At 47.7% G+C, this 23,016-nt stretch carries 21 protein-coding genes and 1 riboswitch; of the genes, 18 read left to right on the top strand and 3 right to left on the bottom strand.

Features of this window, described 5'->3' with window-relative positions; all coding sequences use genetic code 11:
- From COY37_RS07035 to tusB, 7 genes are all read left to right on the top strand, one after another.
- The coding region (locus COY37_RS07035) for an MBL fold metallo-hydrolase (RefSeq protein ID WP_286976979.1) at positions 1-784 on the top strand (784 nt) is incomplete at its 5' end.
- Positions 785-897: 113 nt separating this feature from the next.
- Positions 898-1,006, top strand: a riboswitch (TPP riboswitch).
- A gap of 95 nt (positions 1,007-1,101) precedes the next feature.
- A complete protein-coding gene (locus COY37_RS07030; RefSeq protein ID WP_286679113.1) occupies positions 1,102-1,908 on the top strand; it encodes a sulfide-dependent adenosine diphosphate thiazole synthase in 807 nt (268 codons plus the stop codon).
- A 91-nt stretch (positions 1,909-1,999) separates the two neighbouring features.
- Entirely contained in the window at positions 2,000-2,605 is a 606-nt protein-coding gene (locus COY37_RS07025; protein WP_286976976.1) for a DUF47 domain-containing protein, read from the top strand.
- Positions 2,598-3,590 carry an inorganic phosphate transporter gene (locus COY37_RS07020; RefSeq protein ID WP_286679111.1) on the top strand — a complete coding sequence of 331 codons (993 nt, stop codon included), beginning with the start codon at positions 2,598-2,600 and terminating at the stop codon, positions 3,588-3,590. The genes COY37_RS07025 and COY37_RS07020 overlap by 8 nt, the downstream gene beginning before the upstream one ends.
- 349 nt (positions 3,591-3,939) lie before the next feature.
- Positions 3,940-4,296, top strand: a complete 357-nt coding sequence (gene tusD / locus COY37_RS07015; protein WP_286679110.1) for a sulfurtransferase complex subunit TusD — start codon at positions 3,940-3,942, stop codon at positions 4,294-4,296.
- Between the two features lie 39 nt (positions 4,297-4,335).
- The gene (gene tusC, locus COY37_RS07010) at positions 4,336-4,680 is read left to right on the top strand and encodes a sulfurtransferase complex subunit TusC (RefSeq protein ID WP_353682470.1); all 345 of its coding nucleotides are present in this window, start codon (positions 4,336-4,338) and stop codon (positions 4,678-4,680) included.
- A 25-nt stretch (positions 4,681-4,705) separates the two neighbouring features.
- A complete protein-coding gene (tusB, locus tag COY37_RS07005) occupies positions 4,706-4,999 on the top strand; it encodes a sulfurtransferase complex subunit TusB (RefSeq protein ID WP_286679108.1) in 294 nt (97 codons plus the stop codon).
- 94 nt (positions 5,000-5,093) lie between these two features.
- Here the strand turns inward: tusB and COY37_RS07000 are convergent, their stop codons facing one another.
- Together COY37_RS07000 and sqr are read right to left on the bottom strand one after the other, a co-directional pair.
- Positions 5,094-6,368 carry a BPL-N domain-containing protein gene (locus COY37_RS07000; RefSeq protein ID WP_286679107.1) on the bottom strand — a complete coding sequence of 425 codons (1,275 nt, stop codon included), beginning with the start codon at positions 6,366-6,368 and terminating at the stop codon, positions 5,094-5,096.
- A 123-nt stretch (positions 6,369-6,491) separates the two neighbouring features.
- On the bottom strand, positions 6,492-7,730 hold the full coding sequence (gene sqr / locus COY37_RS06990) for a type III sulfide quinone reductase, selenoprotein subtype (protein WP_419724120.1): 1,239 nt from the start codon (positions 7,728-7,730) through the stop codon (positions 6,492-6,494).
- Between the two features lie 272 nt (positions 7,731-8,002).
- On the opposite strand from sqr, the gene COY37_RS06985 reads away from it, so the two are divergent.
- From COY37_RS06985 to COY37_RS06935, 11 genes are all read left to right on the top strand, one after another.
- On the top strand, positions 8,003-8,218 hold the full coding sequence (locus COY37_RS06985) for a hypothetical protein (RefSeq protein WP_286679104.1): 216 nt from the start codon (positions 8,003-8,005) through the stop codon (positions 8,216-8,218).
- A 555-nt stretch (positions 8,219-8,773) separates the two neighbouring features.
- Positions 8,774-9,010 carry a sulfurtransferase TusA family protein gene (locus COY37_RS06980; RefSeq protein ID WP_286679103.1) on the top strand — a complete coding sequence of 79 codons (237 nt, stop codon included), beginning with the start codon at positions 8,774-8,776 and terminating at the stop codon, positions 9,008-9,010.
- Positions 9,011-9,589: 579 nt separating this feature from the next.
- Complete coding sequence (gene aprB, locus COY37_RS06975; protein ID WP_286679102.1) at positions 9,590-10,051, top strand: adenylyl-sulfate reductase subunit beta; 462 nt, start codon at positions 9,590-9,592, stop codon at positions 10,049-10,051.
- A 15-nt stretch (positions 10,052-10,066) separates the two neighbouring features.
- Entirely contained in the window at positions 10,067-11,971 is a 1,905-nt protein-coding gene (aprA, locus tag COY37_RS06970; RefSeq protein ID WP_286679101.1) for an adenylyl-sulfate reductase subunit alpha, read from the top strand.
- A gap of 117 nt (positions 11,972-12,088) precedes the next feature.
- A complete protein-coding gene (locus COY37_RS06965; protein WP_286679100.1) occupies positions 12,089-12,862 on the top strand; it encodes a YkgJ family cysteine cluster protein in 774 nt (257 codons plus the stop codon).
- Positions 12,863-12,884: 22 nt separating this feature from the next.
- Positions 12,885-13,676, top strand: coding sequence for a YkgJ family cysteine cluster protein (locus COY37_RS06960; RefSeq protein WP_286976970.1), 792 nt, complete (start codon positions 12,885-12,887; stop codon positions 13,674-13,676).
- A gap of 88 nt (positions 13,677-13,764) precedes the next feature.
- On the top strand, positions 13,765-15,027 hold the full coding sequence (locus tag COY37_RS06955; protein ID WP_286679099.1) for a CoB--CoM heterodisulfide reductase iron-sulfur subunit A family protein: 1,263 nt from the start codon (positions 13,765-13,767) through the stop codon (positions 15,025-15,027).
- A gap of 4 nt (positions 15,028-15,031) precedes the next feature.
- Entirely contained in the window at positions 15,032-17,176 is a 2,145-nt protein-coding gene (locus COY37_RS06950; protein ID WP_286679098.1) for an FAD-dependent oxidoreductase, read from the top strand.
- A gap of 12 nt (positions 17,177-17,188) precedes the next feature.
- Positions 17,189-18,418, top strand: a complete 1,230-nt coding sequence (gene qmoC, locus COY37_RS06945; protein ID WP_286679097.1) for a quinone-interacting membrane-bound oxidoreductase complex subunit QmoC — start codon at positions 17,189-17,191, stop codon at positions 18,416-18,418.
- 226 nt (positions 18,419-18,644) lie between these two features.
- Entirely contained in the window at positions 18,645-19,280 is a 636-nt protein-coding gene (locus COY37_RS06940; RefSeq protein ID WP_286976965.1) for a response regulator, read from the top strand.
- 14 nt (positions 19,281-19,294) lie between these two features.
- Entirely contained in the window at positions 19,295-21,328 is a 2,034-nt protein-coding gene (locus COY37_RS06935) for a PAS domain S-box protein (protein ID WP_286679095.1), read from the top strand.
- Positions 21,329-21,403: 75 nt separating this feature from the next.
- Here the strand turns inward: COY37_RS06935 and sat are convergent, their stop codons facing one another.
- Entirely contained in the window at positions 21,404-22,624 is a 1,221-nt protein-coding gene (gene sat, locus COY37_RS06930) for a sulfate adenylyltransferase (protein ID WP_286679094.1), read from the bottom strand.
- Between the last annotated feature and the right edge of the window lie 392 nt (positions 22,625-23,016).

Raw genomic sequence — 23,016 nt, 5'->3', positions numbered from 1 at the left:
GGAAAATAGTAATTTTATAAAGTTTTTGGGTACTGCGGGTGGCCGTTTTGTTGTAGCTAAGCAACTAAGATCTTCGGCGGGAACCTTTATCAGTATTAAAGGCAAAAACATAATGCTGGATCCCGGCCCCGGCACGCTTGTAAGGTGTGCTAAATCGAGGCCGCCTATAGATGTGAGTAAGATTGATGCAATTATTCTCACGCATGCACACCTAGATCACTCAAACGACATCAATGTGCTTATCGATGCAATAACGGAGGGCGGGCTAAAAAAGCGGGGAGTTTTATTCGCGCCGGGTGATTGCCTTAGTGGTGACGATGCAGTTGTGTTGAAGTATCTAAGGGATTACCTGCAAGAGATCACCATATTAAGGGCAAGTTCAGAATATCGTGTAGACGAAGAAGTAGCTTTCAAGACCTCTATTAAGCATAAGCATGGGGTTGAAACTTATGGAATTAAGTTCGATATAGACGGGTTCAAAATATCGTTCATGGTTGATACCAAATACTTCGCTGAACTTATAGACGATTACGCCGGTTCGGATATCCTTATATTAAATGTTGTTATGGATAAACGCCACCCGGAGTACGGTAACGTACTGCACCTTTATTATGACGACGCGGCTAATATCATCAAAGCAATAAGGCCGCAAAAAGCGGTGCTGACTCACTTTGGCATGACGATGCTCAAAGCAAAACCCTGGGAGCTGGTAAGGGAATTATCTGATAAATTAGGCGTCAATGTTATCGCCGCTTCCGATGGCATGAGGATAGAGCTGGTATAAGATATGTTCGTGTGCGACTAGGTTTTGAATTTGAGCGATTATTTAGCAAGGCTTGCAGCCTTGCTTGACATTTTACGCGTTGCTTATTAAGGTAGTAAGGTAGGAAAAAAAGAATAGGTATGTGCGGGAGCTACTGTTAGTAGCTGAGAGGCCGGGTAAACCCGGCGACCGTCTGAACCTGATCTGGGCAATTCCAGCGAAGGGAACGTGTTAGGTTTAAAGACCGTATCGTTTTGCTGGTACGGTTTTTTTGTTTGCCGATGTTTGCCGAGAAAGCTTCAAAACGTACCGAGGTCGATTAAAGGAGACAACAAAAGGTGGAAGGAAAAACAATTTTTGCCCCAGTAGGAGAAGCTTCTGTAACAAGGGCTATCGTCGGTGAGTTTTTGGGTGAGTTTTTAGATTATGTTGAAAGCGATGTGATTGTAGTTGGGGCTGGGCCGAGCGGGCTGATGGCGGCCATGGACATGGCCAACTCTGGCTTAAAGGTTGTCGTAATAGAAAGCAATAATTACTTAGGTGGCGGTTTTTGGGCCGGTGGGTACTTGATGAACAAGGTTACGTTCAGAGCACCGTCTGAAGAAATACTAGAAGAACTAGGCATACCGTACAAGGAAATAGAGCCCGGTCATTTTGTATCCGACTCACCGCATGCATGTTCCAGGTTAATTGCGGCCGCTTGCGATGCCGGGGCAAAAATAATAAATACAACACGCGTGGAAGACCTGGTAGTGCGCGATGATGCAGTGCGTGGCGTTGTTATGAACTGGAGTGCGGTATCGTACATGCCAAAAGCGATTGGTTGTGTAGACCCGGTTGCTATGGAATCGAGGGTTGTGATTGATGCTACCGGGCATCATTCGAGCATAGTGGGCTATTTAGAGAAGCGCGGCATTTTGACTATGCCGGGCGAGGCAAACATGTGGGTTGAGAGATCAGAAGATGGAGTAGTAGAAAAAACGGGCTTTGTCTACCCCGGTCTACTTGTAGCGGGCATGGCGGTTGCAACGGTTTACGGTTTACCTAGGATGGGCCCGACCTTTGGAGGAATGCTTCTATCGGGTCGAAAAGCTGCAAAAACAGCCATCGAGTCATTAGAGCTAATGAAATCGCCAAAGGCATAGAAATCATAAGGTTGAACATTCTTTTTTCCGCTTAATAAATCTTGTTCCCCTAGGACTTGTATGCTAATTTTATAACGGTATGAAATTAAACTTGATTCCAAAAAACGAAATCTACTTTGCGCTATTCAACAAAGCATCGGAAAATCTAGCCGAAGCCGCTACCCTCTTATGCGAAAGTTTCCGATATCCGGAAAAAGCGGCCGAATATTCCAAAGCCATAAATGATCTCGAGCATAAGGGCGATGAAATAGTTACCGAGATCAGCGGACAGCTTGAGAAAACTTTTGTCACCCCGTTTGACTCAGAAGATATTCACGAGTTAAACAGTACAATCGATTCGATTTTGGATTCGGTTGACTCGATCTCAGAGAGAATCAACCTTTATAATGTCAAAGCGATTCCTAAGGCTGCCATAGAATTGGCGCAGGAGATAACAAATTCGAGCAAACTCCTAGCCAGTCTAACCGGCTGCCTCAAAAAAATGCATTGCGACCATAAGCTGACAGTAGAAATAAAAAACAGCGAGCAGGCTGCAGATAAGATTTTTAGAAAGGCCATAGCCGCCCTTTTTGTAAACGGTGCGGATGTTCTTGAGGTCATAAAATGGAAAGACATCTACGAAGGTCTGGAGGATACCGTCGATTTTTGCCACGAGGCCGCCATAATGATCGAAGGAATCATTCTGAAACATGCCTAGCCTGCTAATTGTTGTTTTAATAATTGCCGTCGCTTTGGTATTTGATTTTATCAACGGCTTTCATGACGCGGCCAATTCAATTGCCACCGTAGTCGCCACCAGAGTACTCACCCCACGACTTGCGGTTATCTGGGCCGCGTTCTTCAATTTTGTTGCGGTCTTCGTGTTTGGTCTTCATGTCGCCACAACGGTTGGCAAAGGGATTGTAATGCCGACCGTGATCGATAACACGATTATTGCCAGTGCATTAATCGGAGCCGTGGTCTGGGGCATTATTACCTGGTGGAAGGGTATTCCTTCAAGCTCTTCCCATGCGCTTATCGGAGGGCTGATAGGGGCGGCTTTGGTCAAAGCGGGGCCGTCCGCGTTGGTGTTTTCCGGGATCAATAAGACATTGCTATTCATTGTCATATCACCGTTGATCGGCTTTATACTTGCCGTTTTATTTACAAACATACTGTTCTCCGCACTAAGAAACGTTAATACGGAAAGAGCAAATCGATTTTTTAGGAAAGCCCAGCTATTTTCAGCCGCGGCGTATAGCTTAGGACACGGCGGAAACGATGCTCAAAAGACGATCGGTATTATAAGCGCCCTTTTGTTTTCGGCCGGATACCTTAAAGGTTCGTTTTACATTCCGTTATGGGTTATCCTTATCTCTTACTCTGCCATGGCAATCGGAACTCTTTTAGGCGGTTTTAAAATCGTAAAAACGATGGGCTCAAAGCTAACCAAATTAAAACCTGCAGACGGTTTCATCGCCGAAACCGCAGGCGCCGCAACCTTGTTCTTTGCGTCATCTTTAGGTGTTCCCGTATCTACAACGCACACGATATCCGGCTCGATTGTCGGTGTCGGCTCTACCAAACGATTTAAAGCCGTAAGATGGCCCTTGGCCTCACGCATTGTTTGGGCCTGGATATTTACTATCCCCGCATCTGCTATAATCGCCGCTTTGACGGTACATGTAATCCAAGTTTTCTAAACACCACTTTTGTGTGCTTGCTCTTGAGAATGCCCGAATATACTCTACCGAGCGAAATATTGCCGACACGCGATTGTTCCTGACGACAGTCAACCGTGTATTTATAAGGCAGGTACTGGTATCATAATATAGTCCCATCAAATATGGGGTTACTTGCGCCCTTGTTCTGGTCAAAGAAAGGTGTTTTAGCTATTGACAATATACCCTACGGGGTATAAGATCGTATTAATTTTACGTTATTTCGAATTATCGATTGATGGTCTAGCCACACTAAACCTTGCAGCTTTTACAGTACATACTTTGTAGCAATAAATAATAAGTTTATAGCGAAAAGGAAGGAGCGACAGGAATGAAGTTTGCGGTACTGGTCCAGGAAGGACCTTATCACCACCAGTCGTCCGATAGCGCCTACCAGTTTGTAACGGCTGCTATGGACAAGAGGCATGAGATTATCGGCGTATTTTTCTATCACGACGGCGTAATCAACTCATCAAAACTAGCGGATATCCAGGCCGACGATCGAAACATTACGAAAAGATGGTCGGAAGTCGGCGAGAAGGGTGTAGACCTGGTTGTCTGCATCGCAGCCGCCAAGCGCAGGGGCATAAACGACGACGTACTCGCCCCGGGATTTAGGATTTCAGGTCTCGGTCAGCTAACTGAAATGGCAATTAAGTCGGATAGACTTGTCACGTTCGGAGCTTAAGGAAAGGGTGTGAACTAAGTGAGTGATGTAAGTAAGATTATGTTCGTTATGCGTAAGGCACCCTATGGAACCATCTATTCTTTTGAGGGCCTGGAAACCGTGTTGATCATGGGTGCATACGAGCAAGATGTCAGCCTTCTTTTCGTAGACGACGGCGTCTACTCGATAAAGAAAGGCACGGACACAACTCCGCTCGGTATAAAGAATTTTTCCCCGACCTTCAGGGTTCTGGAGGGCTACGATATAGAGAAGCTCTATATCGATAAGGAATCCATGGATTCCAGAGGACTAACGCTTGATGATTTTGTTGTCGAGCCGGAGGTTTTGGACAAGGAGCAAATAGCGAAGTTGATGGAAGAGCAGGACGTCCTGTTCCCGTTTTAATATCTATATTGTAAAGGAGGCACATATGCTTCATTTGGTAAATAAATCGCCATTTGCATCAACGAGCCTGGAGAGCTGCCTGAAGTTTGCAACCAAGGGCGCACCTATCCTGCTCTTTGAGGATGGAATCTACGGCGCTATGAGCGGAACGGCGCTTGAGGCCAAAATAAAAGACGTTATGAAAGACCATCCGGTCTATGCCCTGAAAGAGGACCTCATGGCGCGCGGCATCGATGTCGTAATCGATGGAGTTAAGACGATCGATTACCCGGGGTTTGTTGAGCTGGTCGAGCGGCACAAGACCTGTACATGGTCATAGCTCATACCGCCTTTTAAAATAGACTGATTTGAAATGAATCGATATGATTTATGGTCGCTCTCATGAAGCGCGTACTTCGTGGGGGCGATTGTTTTTATTTAAGAAGGGGAAGCAGGATGGTGTCTATTCTGTCGATAATCCGCTTGTAATATCCTCCAAAGCTTTTCGAGTTAGAAAAAAGCTCTTCGCGGATGCGCCGGACGCTCTTATCATCGGTCTTCAATGGGCTGATAGGCCCGTTATTCATCGCAAAGCGCTCGAGCAAAAGCAACCGCTTTGCTTTCTCAAAGAAGGGAAGGCCGAAAGTTTTTAGCTCTAACACTTCGTGCGCAAGGTGGGCATCAAAGGTGCCGGCTAATGGGATAAGCTCGGCGAGCTCTTTGAGCATCGAGTAGAGCGTACAGTACTCGATGCCACGAACACCGCGACGCCACTGGAGTATCCAGTCGTTTCGCCAGTACCACAGGAAGTTTTTCTCACCGAAGGAAATGAGGTCTGCGGCGGCGGATTCAAGCTGTTTTATGTTTCTCAAGACTCGTTCATCCGCTCTGTGGTCGGGTAACCCTGCGAGCAATGCACTATGAGCCCCAGATGGCCGGGTGGGCCTGACGACCACGTTTTTACCGGCCAGGTGTTCGCATATATTCAGCAATACTTTTTGGCCCGGATAATCGCCCAGGGTTTCAAAATGCAGGTAGGAGAGAAAAACCGTGCCGTTGCCGTACTTAGCTTCAATCACCGCAGGCTCAAATTTAATTCTGCTCGGGTTTAGGTTAGTAGCATAACTTCGCTCCCACATATCCCAATCCATGTCCGGCGTCACCATTAAATCGGCGACGTATGAGCCGTCCTCGGGTTCGCCGTAGGAGGCAAGGATTGAGACCTCCGAAGGTTTGAGGATTGAAAACTGGCCGGGCCACCATGCGTGAAATGCCGTGTTATCCGAGATATGGTTCCATATCGGGTGATCGGGTTGTTCCTGGTGCAGCCGTATCTTACCGCTGAAACTTGGTACCCGCTCGCTGGTCGGTTTTCGCGTCACCGGTACAAGCGAGATACCGTCTTTATGTTTAAGAGCAAGCCCCGCGCCCCCGCAAAAGCCAAGATAACTTCCACCATTTTCAACGAAACTGCGAATATTCTGTGCGCCGGTTTCGCCCAGCGCCTTAATTTTATTGCTTGCCCAGCCGCCGGGAACGAAAATAATATCATAGGCATCCAGAGCCCCCGCTCGTATATCCGCGGATGTTACGATACCGAAGTTGATTGAAAGCCGTGTAAATGTTTTATAAGCGATAATTCCCCAGAGAAACGACTCGTCCCAGAAAAGCGCGATTTTACCTGTGGCTGGATGGCCCTTGTTATTCAAAATATATCTCCTAAAATAGGTAAAGGCGGCCAAAGCCTGATGCTTTATGGCCACCTTTACCCTTATAACGACCAGTTTTGCCCTGTCCAATCTTGTTAATCCAACTGAATCAAGGGTTAAGGGTTATTCTTTGTCGACGTACTTGCCGCACCACGACATCGCCGAGTCGCCCAGGTTTCTGCCGGGGAGTAGGGCGGTCCAGTACACGTAGCTAAACGCCTTCTTGCCATACCAGTTCATCCTGGTATCTTTTAGCAGCGACATGGGGCCCCACGCATACGGGAACTTACCATGCTGCGGCTCGACTTTGTAGCTAAAGTCTATCAGAACGGAGCTTCCAGCTTCCGTAGCGATAAATCAGGTTGCATGGCCGTCAAACATAGGCATTGCAACACCGCCGCAGATCTCGCTCAGGATGTTGTAGAGAACGACCTCGGATTCATAGTGGACAACTGAGCCCGCCTTGGAGGTAGGAACGTTGGCCGCATCGCCAAGGACGTACACGCGGTCATGCTTCGTGGCTTTTAGCGTGTTGTGATCCGTCGGGACATAGCCCATACCGTCGTCTATGCCGGAATCGCTGATAGCTTTATCGCCTATAGTCGTTGGTATTACAACCAGCAGGTCGTAGTTAATCCTATCGTTGCCCTGCATATTCTCGATCCACTTTTCCTTAGCATTGACGGTGCCGAGGCCCCAGTTGACGACAGTGTTAATGTTTTTCTGCTCCACTATTTTTGAAAGGACCGCGGTAGCTTTTGGTTTGGTGAAAACGCCTGCCCCGGGGGTAACGAACGTGATATCCACCTTGTTGCGGATACCCCTCTTTTTAAAGTACCAGTCTGCCAGGAACGAGAACTCTAGCGGGGCGACCGGGCACTTGAAAGGGAGGGAGGAGATATCTACAACGATTCTGCCTCCCTGGAACTGCTTGAGCGCAGTGCGCAGTTGCGTTGTGCTCTCAAGGTTGTAGAAAGTAAACGCATTTTTACCCATTGCCTCCGGCAAGCCCTCGTCCTCTTCCGGGTCGGGGTTGCAACCGGTGCTTACAACCAGAAAGTCATACTGGAAGACCTTGCCCGAGGTCGTGGTGACTTTTCTGTTTTCGGTGTCGATATTCGCGATTATATCCTGTACGAAATTCACACCCGGTTTGAAATACTTGTTTCTCGGTTTAACAATTTTCTTAGGGTCATCAAGTCCGAATGGCACCAGGAGCATACTCGGCTGGTAAATATGCCGGTTGTCCCTGTCTATTACGGTGATATTCCATCGATCTTTGTCAAGCTCGTGTCTGAGCTTGTTGGCGATCATGGTACCACCGTTGCCACCTCCTAGAATAAGAATGTTTTTAGTTGCCATCTCATCTCTCCTTCTAGTTTCCTAAAATTACTAAAAAGGATTCTTAATGTGCGTAAGGCTCCTTTCGCGGTAGACCAAACCACCTCCGTTTCTATAATTTCTTAAGCCTTATGCGGGTAGAGTAGCCCGATTATAAGGCTGCAATGCTCCATCAAGATATACGACTGTCAGGACCGTATCGACATGTAGGAGACTGCTACTCTCGTCTCGGCATCGCCTCGCTTTAAGTTCTAACTAAATACGGTAGTTTACAATAGCCTCTGGCAGGCACAATGCGAATTACCGCGCGCCCGGAAGAGACAAAACCGGCAGATTTAGTTATCGTTTCATACCTTGTTCTTACAAAAACCGCAAGGTTGGATTCAGTAGTAGTCCGGCTGGACAGGCAGGGGAGCCTGAAAGGGATTAATATGCTCTTAAGGATAGCCATTTTCAGCTCACGACCTTCAAGTTCTTACGCGGTTGGCGGGCTCATTATTGTAGTTTAGATATCTATGTATAGCACAATCTAGCACTTAAAAGCCATCAAAAAGAACTATTGGAGTGAACATGATATAATGGCTTTGAAAATGCTAAACGGCAAGGTTATCCAAGTATATACCAATTGTTACAACCATGATACCAACTCCCGTATTCTTTGTCAAGAGTTAAAATTCCTGGTATACGCTGTTGTTTTCGAATTACTTTAGCTATAAGCTAAACCATCATCCTCCCGTAGGGGCGGAGCTTGTCTCCGCCCAAAACAAGGTCACCTTTTATCTAAATTATGTAGCTATAAAGCCGTCAGCATTCAGCGATCGGCTTTATAGCTGTCCCTCAGGGTAGACCCACAATACAACATTACCGTCAAAATATTATTTGTATATGCATCGCGAAAAGATAATAATAAGGGGTAGCCAATAGGGGGTAGCGTAATTTGGCTTAGACGATAGTTTTAAGGTTGAAAAGTTGCCAGGAGGTGAAAAAGGTTGTTTTTCTTGGCATATTTTGTTATTAACCATAGAAGAGGATTATCGACAAAACGACACGAGGAGGTTTAAAGCGTGGCAAGCGTAAAGTCTGATCAAGTATTGGATTGTAAGGGTGATGTTTGTCCGATGCCGATTTTGAAGACCAAAAGGGCTATGGACAGTCTCACATCGGGCCAGGTCCTGGAGATGGTTAGCACCGATCCGGGTTCGGCAAACGATTTGCTTTCCTGGTGCGAGCGTACCGGAAACGCAATCGTTGGGAAAGAAGAGAGCGGCGGCGTATTCACCTACTACGTCAAGAAGAAATAACATACATTAAACCGCTAACTAGCAGCGCATTCTGAACATAAGCAACCGAATCAGCGAAGCCATGGTGGCAAATGAGCCATCTGCTCCGAGGCAATGAGTTGTGCAGTAAGTAATCGAAGTTTTTGATTGATAGGCTCTTGACAAAGATTACAGGAATTGATATCATCCACGTAACAATTGGTACATAGCCATAGTGAAGATTTCTTTCCCGAAAGTTCTGAACGAGTTTTAGGTGAAAAGCCGCCGGAAGCCATGTTTCTATCCCGGCAACTTAATTTTGCAGTCCTCAAAGTATTAGATGCCGAAAGCACCTAAATTCAAAGTTCATACGGTAAATAGCGTTAAGGTTACAAGGCTACTGCAAGAGCTTCTATATATGCACGTAAATTTACATGTGCATAAGGTTAGATGCGCCAAATTTAATTACAGGGTCATAGTAAGGGGAAGGGGGTCTGTGTATCGGCTAAACATAATTAAAGGAGGTAATTCGAAGAAAGGATATCTAGCTAGATATCCTTGGATTACCGAGAAACATTCCCGAGAAACATTCAGTCCATCAACATTGTAGGGAGGTAAGGTATGCCCAGTTTTGTAATGAGAGAAAAATGCGACGGGTGCAAGGGTCAAGATAAGACCGCGTGCATGTACATCTGTCCCAACGACTTAATGAAGCTGGATAAGGACGGTTCAGTTACCGGTGTCCCAATGAAGGCTTACAATCAGGAGCCTGCTTATTGTTGGGAGTGCTACAGCTGTGTCAAGATCTGTCCGCAACAGGCTATAGACGTAAGGGGCTACGCAGACTTTATGCCCCTTGGCGCTGCATCAACTCCGCTAAGAGGGACATCGGACATCATGTGGACTATCAAGTTCAGAGATGGAAGAATTAAGAGGTTTAAGTATCCGATAAGGACTACAACGGAAGGTTCGATAAAGGCGCTGGAGGGATTTCCTGAGGCAAAGGTAGAAGGTTTGTCCAACCAGTTATTGCTTGGAGAGCCTGACATAATGGGAGTAAAAGAACTCCCAACAAGGAAATAAGAAAGGAGGCAGATTATGAGAGAATTTGCTACAGAAGTTGTTGAGTCTGATGTGTTGATACTTGGTGGAGGAATGGGCGGTTGCGGCGTTGCTCTGGAGGCAGCATACTGGGCGAAGGCAGCCGGTTTGAGCGTAAAGCTTGTAGACAAGGCTGCTATTGACAGGTCTGGCGCTATTGCCATGGGACTTTCCGCCATAAACACATATATGGGGCAGGATGGCAAGGTGACGCATGATCAGCATACCCCCGAGGAATTTGTAGAGTATGTAACGAATGACCAGATGGGTCTCACGAGGCAGGATCTTGTCTACGATATGGCAAGACACGTGGATTCAAGCGTCAAGCACTTTAATAAATGGGGACTGCCCATATGGAAGGACGAAGCCGGTAATTATTCAAAATCAGGTAAATGGCAGGTTATGATATCCGGCGAGAGCTATAAGGTCATAGTGGCAGAGGCGGCAAAGAATGCCCTCGGGATGGATAACATATATGAGAGGATAGTTATAACGCATCTCCTCAAAGATGAAAAGGACCCCAACAGGGTATGCGGCGCAGTTGGTTTTAGTACAAGGGAAGATAAATTCTATGTCTTTAAGGCAAAGGCAGTGTATTGTGGTATGGGTGGTGCAGTCGGTATATTCAGGCCGAGGTCACAGGGTGAGGCCCTTGGCAGGTCATGGTATCCGCCGTTTAATTCAGGAACAACCTATGCCTTAATGCTTCTTGCAGGTGCTGAACTTACACAGATGGATGTAACATTTGTCCCACCGAGGTTCAAGGATTCCTATGGTCCTGTTGGCACATTCTTCCTGCTGTTCAAGACACCGGCATTGGATGCCTATGACCAGCCATACGTTTTTTCGTATCTGTCAGAGACAGATAATTGGGCACCGTATTCGAAGGTAAAGCCCACACCAACCCCTGTTAGAAATTATGAGATGATACTTGCGACGAAGGCAGGCAAGGCGCCGTTAATGATGCACACAGAGGGGGCGGCAGAAAGAATAAAGAAGGAAACGCCGGATCCGAAAGAACAGAAAAAAGAGCTAAGAAAGTTTGAGAATGAGGCATGGGAGGACTTCCTCGACATGACCATCTCGGGTGCGACAAACTGGGCGGCACACAATGTTGATCCCCTTGAGAAACCTATGGAGATTATGACAGGAGACCCGGTATTTATAGGTTCGCATGCCTCTTCTGTTGGCGCATGGTGCTGCGGTGCAGAAGACCTTATGCCGGCAGAATACAAAGCAGACTTCCCCGGCCAATACAACCTTATGACTACTGTCATGGGTCTATTTACCGGCGCAGACGGGGTAGGGGCAAGTGCTCATAAGTTCTCAAGCGGCTCGCATGTAACGGGAAGGATCGCAGGAAAAGCAGCGGTAAAGCTCGCGTATGATAGCAAAGACTACACACCTGCGGTATCTGATGAGACAATAAATAAACTTAAAGAAACAGTACTTAGGCCGCTTGCCCTCTATGAGGAAAAAAGCACATACACGACAACGCCGGACATCAATCCTGAATATGTCTCGCCGAACATGTTTATGTTCAGGCTCCAAAAGATAATGGGCGAGAACGCAGGTGGATGGGAAACCCTTTATGGGACATCTGATAAGATGCTCGAACAGGCCTTATGGAAGTTGGGCTTGTGCGGGGAGGATACAGAAAAGATTGGTGCCGCGGATCTCCATGATCTTGAGAGGGCATGGGAGAATATCCACAGATATTGGGTTGCCGAGGCATGTGCAAGGACCAGGATGGCTAGGAAAGAATCAAGATGGCCTGGGTATTACCATAAGTATGATTATCTAAAGCTTGACGAAGGCCAGAAGCATTTTGTAAATGTGAAGTATGATGTAAGCAAGAAAGAGTGGGAAGTCATCGAAAGGCCGATGGTTCCTATTATTTAGTTTGACCCGATAGGTCGTGAGAGTCATTTATGTTGTTGGGGCGACCTTTTAGGTCGCCCCAGAATTTTATTAGATTTTCATTATATTATTAGATTATGGCAAGGCAGAGAATGATCTATGAATGAAGAATATACCGAAAAACACCAGAAACTCTCTTTAGGGGATAAATTCAAATTCTCATGCCATAAGGGGCTTACCTGCTTTAACAGCTGCTGTAGTGATATAAATATATTTCTCACACCTTATGACGTTCTGAGGATGAGAAAGGCTCTTAAGATGTCTTCTGGAGAATTCTTAAAGAGGTATACCGTTGCGCTTTTAGGAGATGAGGGGTTACCTCTGGTGGTGCTTAGGATGATGGAGGATGAAAATAAGAGCTGTCCTTTTGTCGCCCAAGACGGGTGCGGGATATATGAGGATAGGCCATGGTCATGCAGGATGTACCCTATATTCCAGGTCCCCTCGGAGGAAGAAAGGTTCTGGATAGAGGAAAGACCCTCATGCCTTGGGTTTAACGAGGAAAGACAATGGACGATAGAGGGGTGGAAGAAGGCCCAGGGAATCAATATCTTTGATAAAATGAATGAATCATATAAGGCGACCACCTTCCATGATTATTTTGAGAAGGGAAATAGGCTTGATTCAGGAAAGGCGAAGCTATTTTATATGGCATGTTATAACCTAGATGAGTTCAGGGGGTTTCTTTTTAAAACCAAGTTTTTTGATATCTATGATGTGGACAACGGGGTTATAGAAAAGATAAGAGAAGATGAAGAAGAACTTCTGAACTTCGGTTATAGATGGATAAGATTCAACCTGCTCCAGGAAGATACCTTAAAACCTAAGGACAAGGTATTGGATAAGCTCCTGCAGTCCGGGAGAGAACAATAGTATTAAAATAAAGGATTAAATCATGTTGCAGGATATGAGGCTTGTAGAACCCACTAAACACACGCTGAATTCAAAATTCAAATTCAGGTGTCATAATGATATGAGTTGTTTTACTAAATGCTGCAGTCACGCAAATATACTTCTAACGCCTTACGACATTATAAGGATGAAAAATAGGTTGGGAATTTCTTCAGGAGAGTTTCTCAAGAAATATACATATACCTATTCCGATGAAAAGTCTTCACATCCTTACGCGGTGCTTAAGATGATGGATGATAATGAAGGGAAATGTCCCTTTGTCGGATCTGAGGGCTGCGGTATTTATGAAGATAGGCCTGCTAACTGCCGATATTATCCCATCGGCCAGGGCCTCATGATAAGGGGCTCAGAGGAAGGGCCGATAAATGAGGAATTCTACTTCTTTATAAGGGATCCGAATTGTCTTGGTTATCAGGAAGACAGAGAGTGGACAATACAGACATGGAGGATTGACCAGGGAGTCGACCTCTATGATGAGATGAACAGGGAATGGAAGGAAATCCAGTTGAGAAGGAACACCCCTGGGCAACCCAAACTCGACCCGAAAAAACAAGACATGCTTTATATGGCAAGTTATGATATAGATACGTTCAGAAGATTTGCTTTTGAAAGCAAAGTTCTCGATCTCTTTGATATTAGTAAAAAAGAGATCGATAAGATAAAAACCGACGAGATAGCGCTGATGAAATTTGGATTCAGATACCTGAAATATGTCTTGATGCTTGAGGAGACATTAAAGGCAAAGGAAGAATATATAAAGGAGAGTGGTAAGTAGGGGTGTCTTGTCAGGGCCGCGCTCTATAAAATGAGGCGGGCTGATGGTACGGGGGTTAAGCATATAAATACGTTTTATGGAGGAAACCATGCCAGCGGAAAAAACTGGAACAATTTTGGTTGTAGGCGGGGGGATAAGCGGTTTAACCACTGCGGTTGAAGCTGCCGAAACCGGCTATGACGTGTATGTGGTCGAAAAAGGACCGTCAATGGGAGGTAGAGTAGCCCAGTTAAACAAATATTTCCCAAAACTCTGCCCTCCGACATGCGGGCTTGAGATTAACTATCAAAGGATTAGAAAAAACCAGAGGGTTAAATATTATACTCTAGCCGAGGTTGAAACCATTACCGGTCAGCCTGGAGATTATGATATAACCGTAAAATTGCATCCTCGTCGTGTTAATGAGAACTGCACAGCGTGCAACGCATGTGTGGACGCATGCCCGGTTGAGAGGCCAAATGACTTTAATTTTGGTATGGATACCACAAAAGCGATTTACTTACCGCACCAGATGGCTTTTCCGATGAGATACGTCATAGATGAGAAGGCCTGCAAGGGCGGCGAGTGCGCCAAATGTGTCGAGGCATGTAAATACGACGCGATAGATTTAAACATGGAGCCCGAAACGATTAGCTTCAAGGTCGGCTCTGTTGTTTTTGCAACCGGCTGGGATCCGTACGATGCATCGAAACTCGGAATTCTGGGGTACGGAAAGGCCAAGAACGTTATAACCAACATGATGATGGAGCGCTATGCGGCTCTTAACGGCCCAACGCAAGGCAAGATTGTAAAGCCCTCTGATGGGGAGGCGCCGCAAACAGTCGCGTTTGTCCAGTGCGCCGGCTCGCGAGATGAAAATCATCTGTCGTACTGCTCGTACATCTGCTGTATGGCTTCGCTCAAGCAGTCCACGTATATCAGGGAGCAGTATCCGGACGCCAAGATCACCATCTTCTACATCGATCTGCGTGCTCCGGGAAGATACGAGAAGTTCTTGAATAAAATCGAAGCCGACGAGAACGTCACATTCATTAAAGGTAAAGTAGCCAGCATCATCGAAGATCCGGAAACCGGTGGTGTAATCGTTAAGGCAGAAGACATAATGGGCGGCGGTATTGTTGAGCAGAAGTTCGATATGGCGGTGCTTGCAACAGGCATGCAGCCGACAACCGCTGAAAAGAAATTGCCCGCTGATCTTAAATACGATGAAAACGGCCTGATAATCGAAGACCCGAATAAGCCGGGAATCTACGCGACAGGTTGCGCCAAGAGACCGGTTGACGTCACAACGAGCGTGAAAGATGCTACCGGATCTGCACTAAAGGCTATTCAAACTATGGTGAGGAGGTAGCGCTGTGGAGAACAAACTTGGTGTATATATTTGCACAGGCTGTGGTATAGGGGAAGCCCTCGATATTGAGAAGCTTACTGCAATGGGGCCGCAAAATGGGGCCGCAGTTGTTAAGACGCATGAGTTCTTGTGCGGCGAGAAAGGCTCGCAGATCATACAAGAAGACATCAAAGACGAGGGCATTAACACCATAGTCATCGCCGGTTGCTCACCGCGCGTGAACTTTGACGTGTTTGATTATCCTGGTTCACTCGTTGAGAGGATCAACCTGCGAGAGCATGTCATATGGTCCCATACCCCAAACGATGAGGATACACAGATGCTCGCCGAGGATTATATGAGAATGGGCATCTCTAAGGTTAAGAAAATGGAGTTGTCCGAGCCGCATATCGAAGAAGATCTGACAAAAGCGGTTCTTGTAATCGGCGGCGGCATAACCGGCATGACGGCTGCGATAGAGTCGGCGAAGGCCGGTTACGGGGTCGTGTTGGTTGAGAAGGAAGACAAACTCGGAGGTTTCATGGGTAAGCTGCACAAGAAACTCCCGATGCAGTATCCATATGCTAAACTTGAAGACCCGGGCGTTGAGGCGATAGTCGCAAAAATCGACAACGATCCGGATATCAAGGTCTACACATCTGCCGAGGTCGGTGCAATTGCCGGCCAGCCGGGACAGTTCGATGTAACCATTAATACGAGCGGCGGTGCGGTTAACGCAAAAGTCGGCTCGGTCGTGCTTGCGACCGGCTGGAAGCCGTACGACGCGACGAAGCTCGATACCTACGGCTATGGCGAGTTTGCGAACGTTGTAACTAACGTTCAGCTCGAAGAGATGGCGAAAAACGGCAAGATCGTTCGTCCGTCAGACGGAAGGCCGGCCAAGAATGTGGCGTTTATCCAGTGCGCGGGCCAGAGAGATCCGGAGCATCTTTCATACTGCTCATCGGTCTGCTGTCTGACCTCGCTGAAGCAGGCGATGTACGTACGCCAGCAGGACAAAAACGCCAAGGCCTATATATTCTACAAAGACATGAGGACACCCGGCAGCTACGAACTCTTCTATAAAGCGGCTCAGGACGACGCGGGTATCTTCTTAACAAAAGGAAACGTAACGAGTATCACCGAAGATGGCGCGGCCAACGTGGTCGTCGAGGTAAACGATACCCTGCTTGGAGCACCGATAAAGGTAGCGGTCGACCTGCTTGTGCTGGCGACCGGCATGGTTCCGACTACTGCGGACGAGCCCATCCTTAATCTGCAATACAGACAGGGGCCGGCATTACCGGATCTCGAGCTCTACAACGGATTTGCGGATTCCAACTTTATCTGCTTCCCATACGAGACAAGAAGAACCGGCGTATACTCGGCGGGTGCGGTAAAGATGCCGCAGACCATCGCCGAGAGCATCGAGGATGCAACCGGAGCCGCTCTTAAAGCGATACAGGTCGTCGAAGCCGCTGCAAAAGGTATCGCGGTTCATCCAAGGGCCGGAGATAACACATACCCGGAGTTCTTCCTCCAAAGGTGTACGCAGTGTAAGAGGTGTACCGAGGAATGCCCGTTCGGAACGCTCGACGAAGACGAGAAGGGTACGCCACAGCCGAACCCGAACCGCTGCAGAAGATGCGGTATTTGTATGGGAGCCTGCCCGGAGAGAATTATTTCGTTTAAAAATTACAGCGTTGATATTCTCGGATCAGCCATCAAGGCCATAGATGTTCCGGATGAGGAAGAAGAAAAGCCAAGGGTAGTAGCATTTGTTTGCGAGAACGATGCGTATCCGGCGTTTGACATGGCTGGAATCAATCGACTCCAGTATAACCCGAACGTCCGCATGATTCCCGTAAGGTGCCTGGGCTCTGTTAATACGGTATGGATTGCCGATTCGCTCTCAGGCGGTATCGACGGCATCCTGCTGATAGGTTGTAAATACGGCGACGATTACCAGTGCCACTTTGCTAAAGGCAGCGAACTCGCAAACTACAGGCTGGAGAAAGTCCAGGAAACGTTAGACAGGCTTGCGCTGGAATCAGATAGAATACAATTAATGCAGCTTGCCATAAACGATTACGATAAGATACCGAGCATTATTGAAGAATTCATGGAAAGACTCGATGAGATTGGTCCCAATCCTTATAAAGGTTTCTAGGAGGGTAGTGAAATGTCAGAACAACAATTTTTGGCCGAACCCGATTTACAATTTATAAACGACATACAAAAGTCGGGGGGCGGAGACTTAAAGAAATGCTTCCAGTGTGCGACATGCTCGGTTGTTTGCAACGTGACGCCTGAAGATAGTCCTTTCCCAAGAAAAGAAATGATCTGGGCTCAGTGGGGGCAAAAAGAGAAGCTCATGAGCGATCCGGATGTATGGCTTTGCCACCAGTGTAACGACTGCACGGCAAACTGCCCGCGGGGTGCAAAACCCGGCGACGTATTCGCCGGAATAAGAAGCGCAGCCATCAAAGCGCTTGCGTTCCCAAGCTTTATGGGTACCTTGCTTAGCAGCCCGGGTTTAGCGATAATTGCTTGGGGCATACCGGTGGTTATACTGCTCGCAATGATAAGTATAATGCCAGGTTTTTATTCAGTATTACCGCACCTAAATCCGCATAGCTTCTTCGGAGAAATGTTCGAACAATTTAAAAATCCCGGCTGGGGCAATATGCCTTCCGGACCGATAAAATGGTCGAATTTCTATCCAGAGCTGGGTATTGATTTAACATTCCTAACCTTGGCAACTCTCGCGATTATATCATTGGCGGTTGGCCTTGTTAGGTTCTGGAATACCATGGAGAAGAATCATGGAGAGAAAGGGCTTATAGAAACCCCCGTTTATAATGTTATTGGGACGGTTCCGACAATTTTATCGCATGACAGGTTTATGGAGTGCGATACGAGTAGGAACAGGTATTATGGTCACCTAGGCGTCTTCTACGGTTTTGTTGGCGCTTTTGTGACTACCGGGCTTGTTATGCTCAGTCTCTGGGTTGCAGGAATACCGACACCCTATACTTTGTCAGAACATGGGGTGCTAACTGTTATCGTGAAGGTTATCGGTAATATAAGCGCGGCCGCTATTATTATAGGTGGTATCGTTCTCTGGGCTCAGCGGGCGTCCTTTAAGAAGGGTTCATCCAGCTACTTTGACTGGACGCTAATCGTGCTGGTAACAGGACTTGGCGTAACCGGACTTGCCGCCGAGTTAGTCAGAGTCGAAGATCTAAGGTCGATTGCATATCCGACATATTTCATTCACCTTGTATTTGTTGCGTATCTGTTCCTCTACTTCCCGTTCTCAAAAATGGCTCACCTAGCCTACAGGACGGTCGGCATGGCGTTTGCTAGAACCGCACAAAGAGATATGGTAACAGAGGAAGAAATAGCGTAGGAAAACCAAAGGGCCCAGCGGCCTGAGCGAAGCTCAGCTTGGAGGATCCCGGGTCCGGAGAATTATAAGAAACTAAGAAAAGGGCGGGGGTGACTTCGCCCTTTTAATAGTACCTTCGGGCGAAGCAAACTACGGGGATTACCTAGGCAAACATACGTGGTATACCTGGTTTGAACTATTGGATAGCCGGGGTTATAATAAAGCCACAATGGGAAAAATACGGATTTTGTTAGCAGAAGACCACGTACTTGTACGTGAAAGCCTTCGCCAGTATCTGGAGAAGGATCCGAACCTTGAAGTCGTCGGTGAGGCCGGGGATGGCGAGCAGATGGTGGCGTTGGCCGATGAGCTGCGGCCGGACCTGATTATAGCAGATATTGCTATGCCAAAGCTCAACGGCATCGAGGCCATGAAGCAGATCAAAGCAATGAACCTTGCCATACCGGTTCTGATACTTACCGCTTATGACCTGGATCAATACATATTCCCGCTTCTTGAAGCGGGTGCCGCAGGATATCTGTTGAAAGACATCAGCGGTCAGGAGCTTATAAACAGCGTATACCGGGTAAACAGGGGAGATTCAGTACTGCATCCAACCATAATGCGTAAAGTAATGCAACGCTTCAGGAATAAGGGGGACGGGCAGGAATCCCCATCCCTTGAGTTACTGACAGATAGAGAGGTCGAAGTATTGACGTTGGCTGCCAGGGGTAAAAGCAATAAGGAGATCGCCGAGGAACTTAGCGTAAGCGTACGCACGGTTGAGGCCCACCTGGGTCATATATTCAATAAGTTGGATGTAGGCTCACGAACTGAGGCGGTAATCCTTGCTCTTAGGAAAGGCTGGGTCGGCCTGGAATAGTCCGGTAGCGATTAATGAAAAATAAGCCGGTTTTGGATAACAATAATAAAGAAAGGGAAGCACGTCGAACTAGCCTCTTAAGCAACCCACAATTCTGGTCGATTGTGGTTATTTTTGTTTTAATCACCCTCCATTACTACGATAACCTGACAAGTTTTAGGTTATTCGCGGAGCCTGACCTGCCGTTAGGCATTACACGACACACGATCGATCGCATACTCTATCTCGTGCCAATAATTCTCAGCAGCCTCATATTCGGCCCAAAGGGCGGCAAGATAACAGTGCTTATCGCCTTCCTGGCGATGCTGCCGCGCTCGCTGTTAATATCGGTGGAACCGCTTTCCGCTCTCTGGGAAACCGTTGTGATAACACTGATAGGCAGCCTTGCGCCGGCCGGACTCGATCGTTATCGGCAACAGGAAATCCAGCTTGAAGCGACGAAAGAGAGGCTGGAGTCCACCGAGCGCGAACTCTTCTCTAAGGTACAGCTTTCGATCGAGCAGCAAAGACAGCTCTCGGTTATTAACACGTTTTCGAGGATGCTCAGCCAGTCATTGGAATTCGAGCAGGTTATGAGCACGACTGTTGATATGGTCATGGGCGTAATGCAGGTCGAGGTCGTTATTATATTTTCACTTGATGACGACGGGGTTCTGAGGGTGGTCTCCTACCGTGGCATACAAGAAGAGTCCGCCGTATCTCTGGATGGCATGCGGCTCGGTGAAGGTCTTTCCGGCCGTGTTGCCGAGACAGGACAGCCGCTAATTATAGAAGATGTCTCGGCCGAGCCCAAATTATGCAACTTGCCGATTGCCGTTGAGTCGTTAAAGACAGAGCTCTGCGTGCCGCTGATGGCCCACGGCAAGATTATGGGAACGCTGTTCGTGGCATCGCGCATGGAACGCGAGTTCGCGAGCCCGGACGTAGAGCTGCTGATGGCCCTCGGTAATTTAGTCGGTGTGGCCATGCGCAACGCTTACCTCTATTGCGATCGTGAGATTGCCGCAGCTCAGCTTAAATCATCTGAGAAACGATACCGCCAGCTTTTTGAAAATGCCCACGACGCAATCTGGGTGCAGGACTTAACCGGAACGATCACCGCCGCCAACACCGCCGCGGCCGAGTTGTTTGGCTGCTCGCTGAGTGAGCTGGTGGGGGTGGATAGTCACCAGTTTTTCTTGCATAGGGACTATACGGTCTCTTCGGCTATACAAGAGGATTTGCTAAGCGGAAAAGGGGAAGTATCCCAGGAACCGTTCCGTCAAAAAATTACGAAAAAAGACGGGACGGAAGCGATTATTATGTTGACCACTAACCTGTTGTCCTCGAACAGTCATCCGGATGGGTTCCAGTTTATCGGCAGGGACATAACAAAAGAGGTGCGGATGCAAGAAAATCAGTCGTTTTACCTGCAGCAAATCACTAAGGCGCACGAGGATGAGCGCCTGCGCATCTCCCGCGACCTGCACGACTCAACAGCTCAAAACATAATCGCCATGCTTCGCCAGGTTGAGAAGTTTAGCGAGGAAAATACCCAGTTCTCAGATGACAAACTGAAATTCCTCTGGAGTTTACATGCCGAACTCAAAGAAACGCTGCAGGAGATCCGCGAACTCAGCCGCGATTTGAGACCGTCGGTGCTTGATAACCTCGGTCTGCTACCTGCGGTAGAGTGGTTGGTCGAGCAGCTTAAGAACGACCACAGTATAAAAGCAACGCTAGAGGTGACGGGCAAAGATCATCGCTTTGCCCCGGAATTGGAGATAACCCTCTTCCGCATCATCCAGGAGGCCCTACGCAATATCACCAAGCACTCTCTTGCCTCAGAAGTCAAGGTAAACATAGAGCTAAATGATGGTGAAACCATGGTAACCATCTGCGATAACGGTCAGGGCTTCAATCTGCCCGTAACAACCGGCGAACTCTCCCGCCAGGGGAAACTCGGTATCGACGGCATGCAGACCAGGGCGCGCCTGGTCGGCGGCACCTTCAGCATAGTCACAAACCCGGGTGAAGGCACTACGATTAACGTAACCATCCCCGCCTAGGAATAAAAAACATACCCCCATTTTAGTTATATGGGGGTATGTTTATCTATATGTTGGCTTGAAAGAAACCGTTTATTACTTTTCGCCTTCTGCGTATTTGTGAAGCTTGATCTCGACTTTTTCTTCAAGGCCTGCATAGTACTCTCTCAAAATCTCGAGTACTTCTGGGCGGCTGAAGTGATCCGGCACTTCGTCGCCCTTTGAAAGCATGCTGCGAAGTTTGGTACCGCTGAGGAGCAGGCGGTCTTCTTTGCCGTGCGGGCAGGTTCTCATTGAGGCCATACCGTCGCACTTGGTGCAATAGAAGGTCCAGTCGATCTTAAGCGGTTTTGTCTCGAGAGCGCCTTTTGGGATCTCGTCGAAGATGTGGTGGGCATCAAACGGGCCGTAATACTCGCCAACGCCGGCATGGTCGCGGCCTACCAGAAGGTGGCTGCAGCCGTAGTTCTGCCGGAAGGTTGCGTGCAGCAGAGCCTCGCGTGGGCCTGCATAGCGCATCTCCATTGGGTAACCGGCCTGGATAACCGTACCCGGAACGAAGTAGTGCTCGACCAGTTTATCGATGGCTTTAACCCTGACCTCTGCCGGAATATCGCCGGGTTTTAATTTTCCAACGAGCTGATGAATAAGAACGCCATCGGTAATCTCGATAGCGATTTTTGCGAGGTACTCATGCGACCTGTGCATCGGGTTTCTGAGCTGAAGTGCGGCTACTGTGCTCCAGCCTCTCTCCTCGAACGCTTTTCTGGTCTCGGCCGGGCGCATATAAACGCCTGCGAACATTTCGGGGAAGTAGCTCTCGCTGAATACTTTAACCGTACCCGCAAGGTTTACGTCGCCCTGAGCCATGACTTTCTGAACACCCGGGTGGCCTTCCATATCATCGGTTCTAAATACCTGCTTGCACTCGTGAACCTTGTCGATCTCGTACTTCTCGGTAATGGTCATGCTACCCATTAACTCGCCGGTCTCGGTATCGACGAGAGCAACTTCTTGGCCCTCTTTAAGATTAGCAGCCTGCTCTTTAGAGGTCGATAGCGTAATCGGGATCGGCCAGAAGATGCCGTTTGACATCAAGAACTCATCAACAACGCCCTTCCAATCCGCTTTGTTCATGAAACCATCGAGTGGGGTAAAGGCACCGATACCCATCATGATAAGATCGCCTGTCTCGCGCGAGCTCATCATGACCTTTTCAAGAGTCTGAGCCTTTTCGTATTCTTGCTTCAGCGCTTCACCGCTGAGCAATAGCGGCTTTAGTTCACCACCGCCGTGAGGGGAAACTAGACCTGACATAATACCTCCTTATATTTGTCGTTGGTTTTAGGATTGACCCAATAGCAGCTTATTTAAGAGTGACTACCGTGAACTCACCGGCCGTTTTTGATTGTTGGTAGCATAAAATACAGCCACTCTCGTCATGCTGCCAAAATCAATGGCCTGAAATTTGTAAATGGTTGTCTAAAACCTAAGATTTTGCTATTATGCTGGGTCCCTTGTTGGAACAGTTACGCTTTTCAGCGTTTGTAACAATTGTTCCAATCAGCGTACCACTGCCAAAAGTATTTGTCAAGTAAGTAGCGAGTAAAGTTACTGTCAACGTTTAGTAGGCGCATCTCGTTGCTTCTTTATGCGAGCGCTCCTAGTCCAGCAATATCACGCAAAACTCCTACCCATGGACGACTAGA

Source organism: Candidatus Aquicultor secundus, from assembly GCF_002791875.1.
GTDB classification, from domain to species: domain Bacteria; phylum Actinomycetota; class Aquicultoria; order Aquicultorales; family Aquicultoraceae; genus Aquicultor_A; species Aquicultor_A secundus.
Note: the sequence above shows the minus strand (reverse complement) of the source record. Positions and strands in the feature narration are given on the sequence as shown.

Bases quoted from the DNA above. Each gene is read 5' to 3' on its own strand.
- tusC (WP_353682470.1), top strand. From the start codon at position 4,336: ATGTTCGTTATGCGTAAGGCACCCTATGGAACCATCTATTCTTTTGAG.
- COY37_RS06935 (WP_286679095.1), top strand. From the start codon at position 19,295: ATGAAAAATAAGCCGGTTTTGGATAACAATAATAAAGAAAGGGAAGCA.
- COY37_RS06960 (WP_286976970.1), top strand. From the start codon at position 12,885: ATGTTGCAGGATATGAGGCTTGTAGAACCCACTAAACACACGCTGAAT.
- qmoC (WP_286679097.1), top strand. From the start codon at position 17,189: ATGTCAGAACAACAATTTTTGGCCGAACCCGATTTACAATTTATAAAC.
- aprA (WP_286679101.1), top strand. From the start codon at position 10,067: ATGAGAGAATTTGCTACAGAAGTTGTTGAGTCTGATGTGTTGATACTT.
- tusD (WP_286679110.1), top strand. From the start codon at position 3,940: ATGAAGTTTGCGGTACTGGTCCAGGAAGGACCTTATCACCACCAGTCG.
- aprB (WP_286679102.1), top strand. From the start codon at position 9,590: ATGCCCAGTTTTGTAATGAGAGAAAAATGCGACGGGTGCAAGGGTCAA.
- COY37_RS06955 (WP_286679099.1), top strand. From the start codon at position 13,765: ATGCCAGCGGAAAAAACTGGAACAATTTTGGTTGTAGGCGGGGGGATA.
- tusB (WP_286679108.1), top strand. From the start codon at position 4,706: ATGCTTCATTTGGTAAATAAATCGCCATTTGCATCAACGAGCCTGGAG.
- COY37_RS07020 (WP_286679111.1), top strand. From the start codon at position 2,598: ATGCCTAGCCTGCTAATTGTTGTTTTAATAATTGCCGTCGCTTTGGTA.
- COY37_RS06965 (WP_286679100.1), top strand. From the start codon at position 12,089: ATGAATGAAGAATATACCGAAAAACACCAGAAACTCTCTTTAGGGGAT.
- sat (WP_286679094.1), bottom strand. From the start codon at position 22,624: ATGTCAGGTCTAGTTTCCCCTCACGGCGGTGGTGAACTAAAGCCGCTA.
- COY37_RS06985 (WP_286679104.1), top strand. From the start codon at position 8,003: ATGCGAATTACCGCGCGCCCGGAAGAGACAAAACCGGCAGATTTAGTT.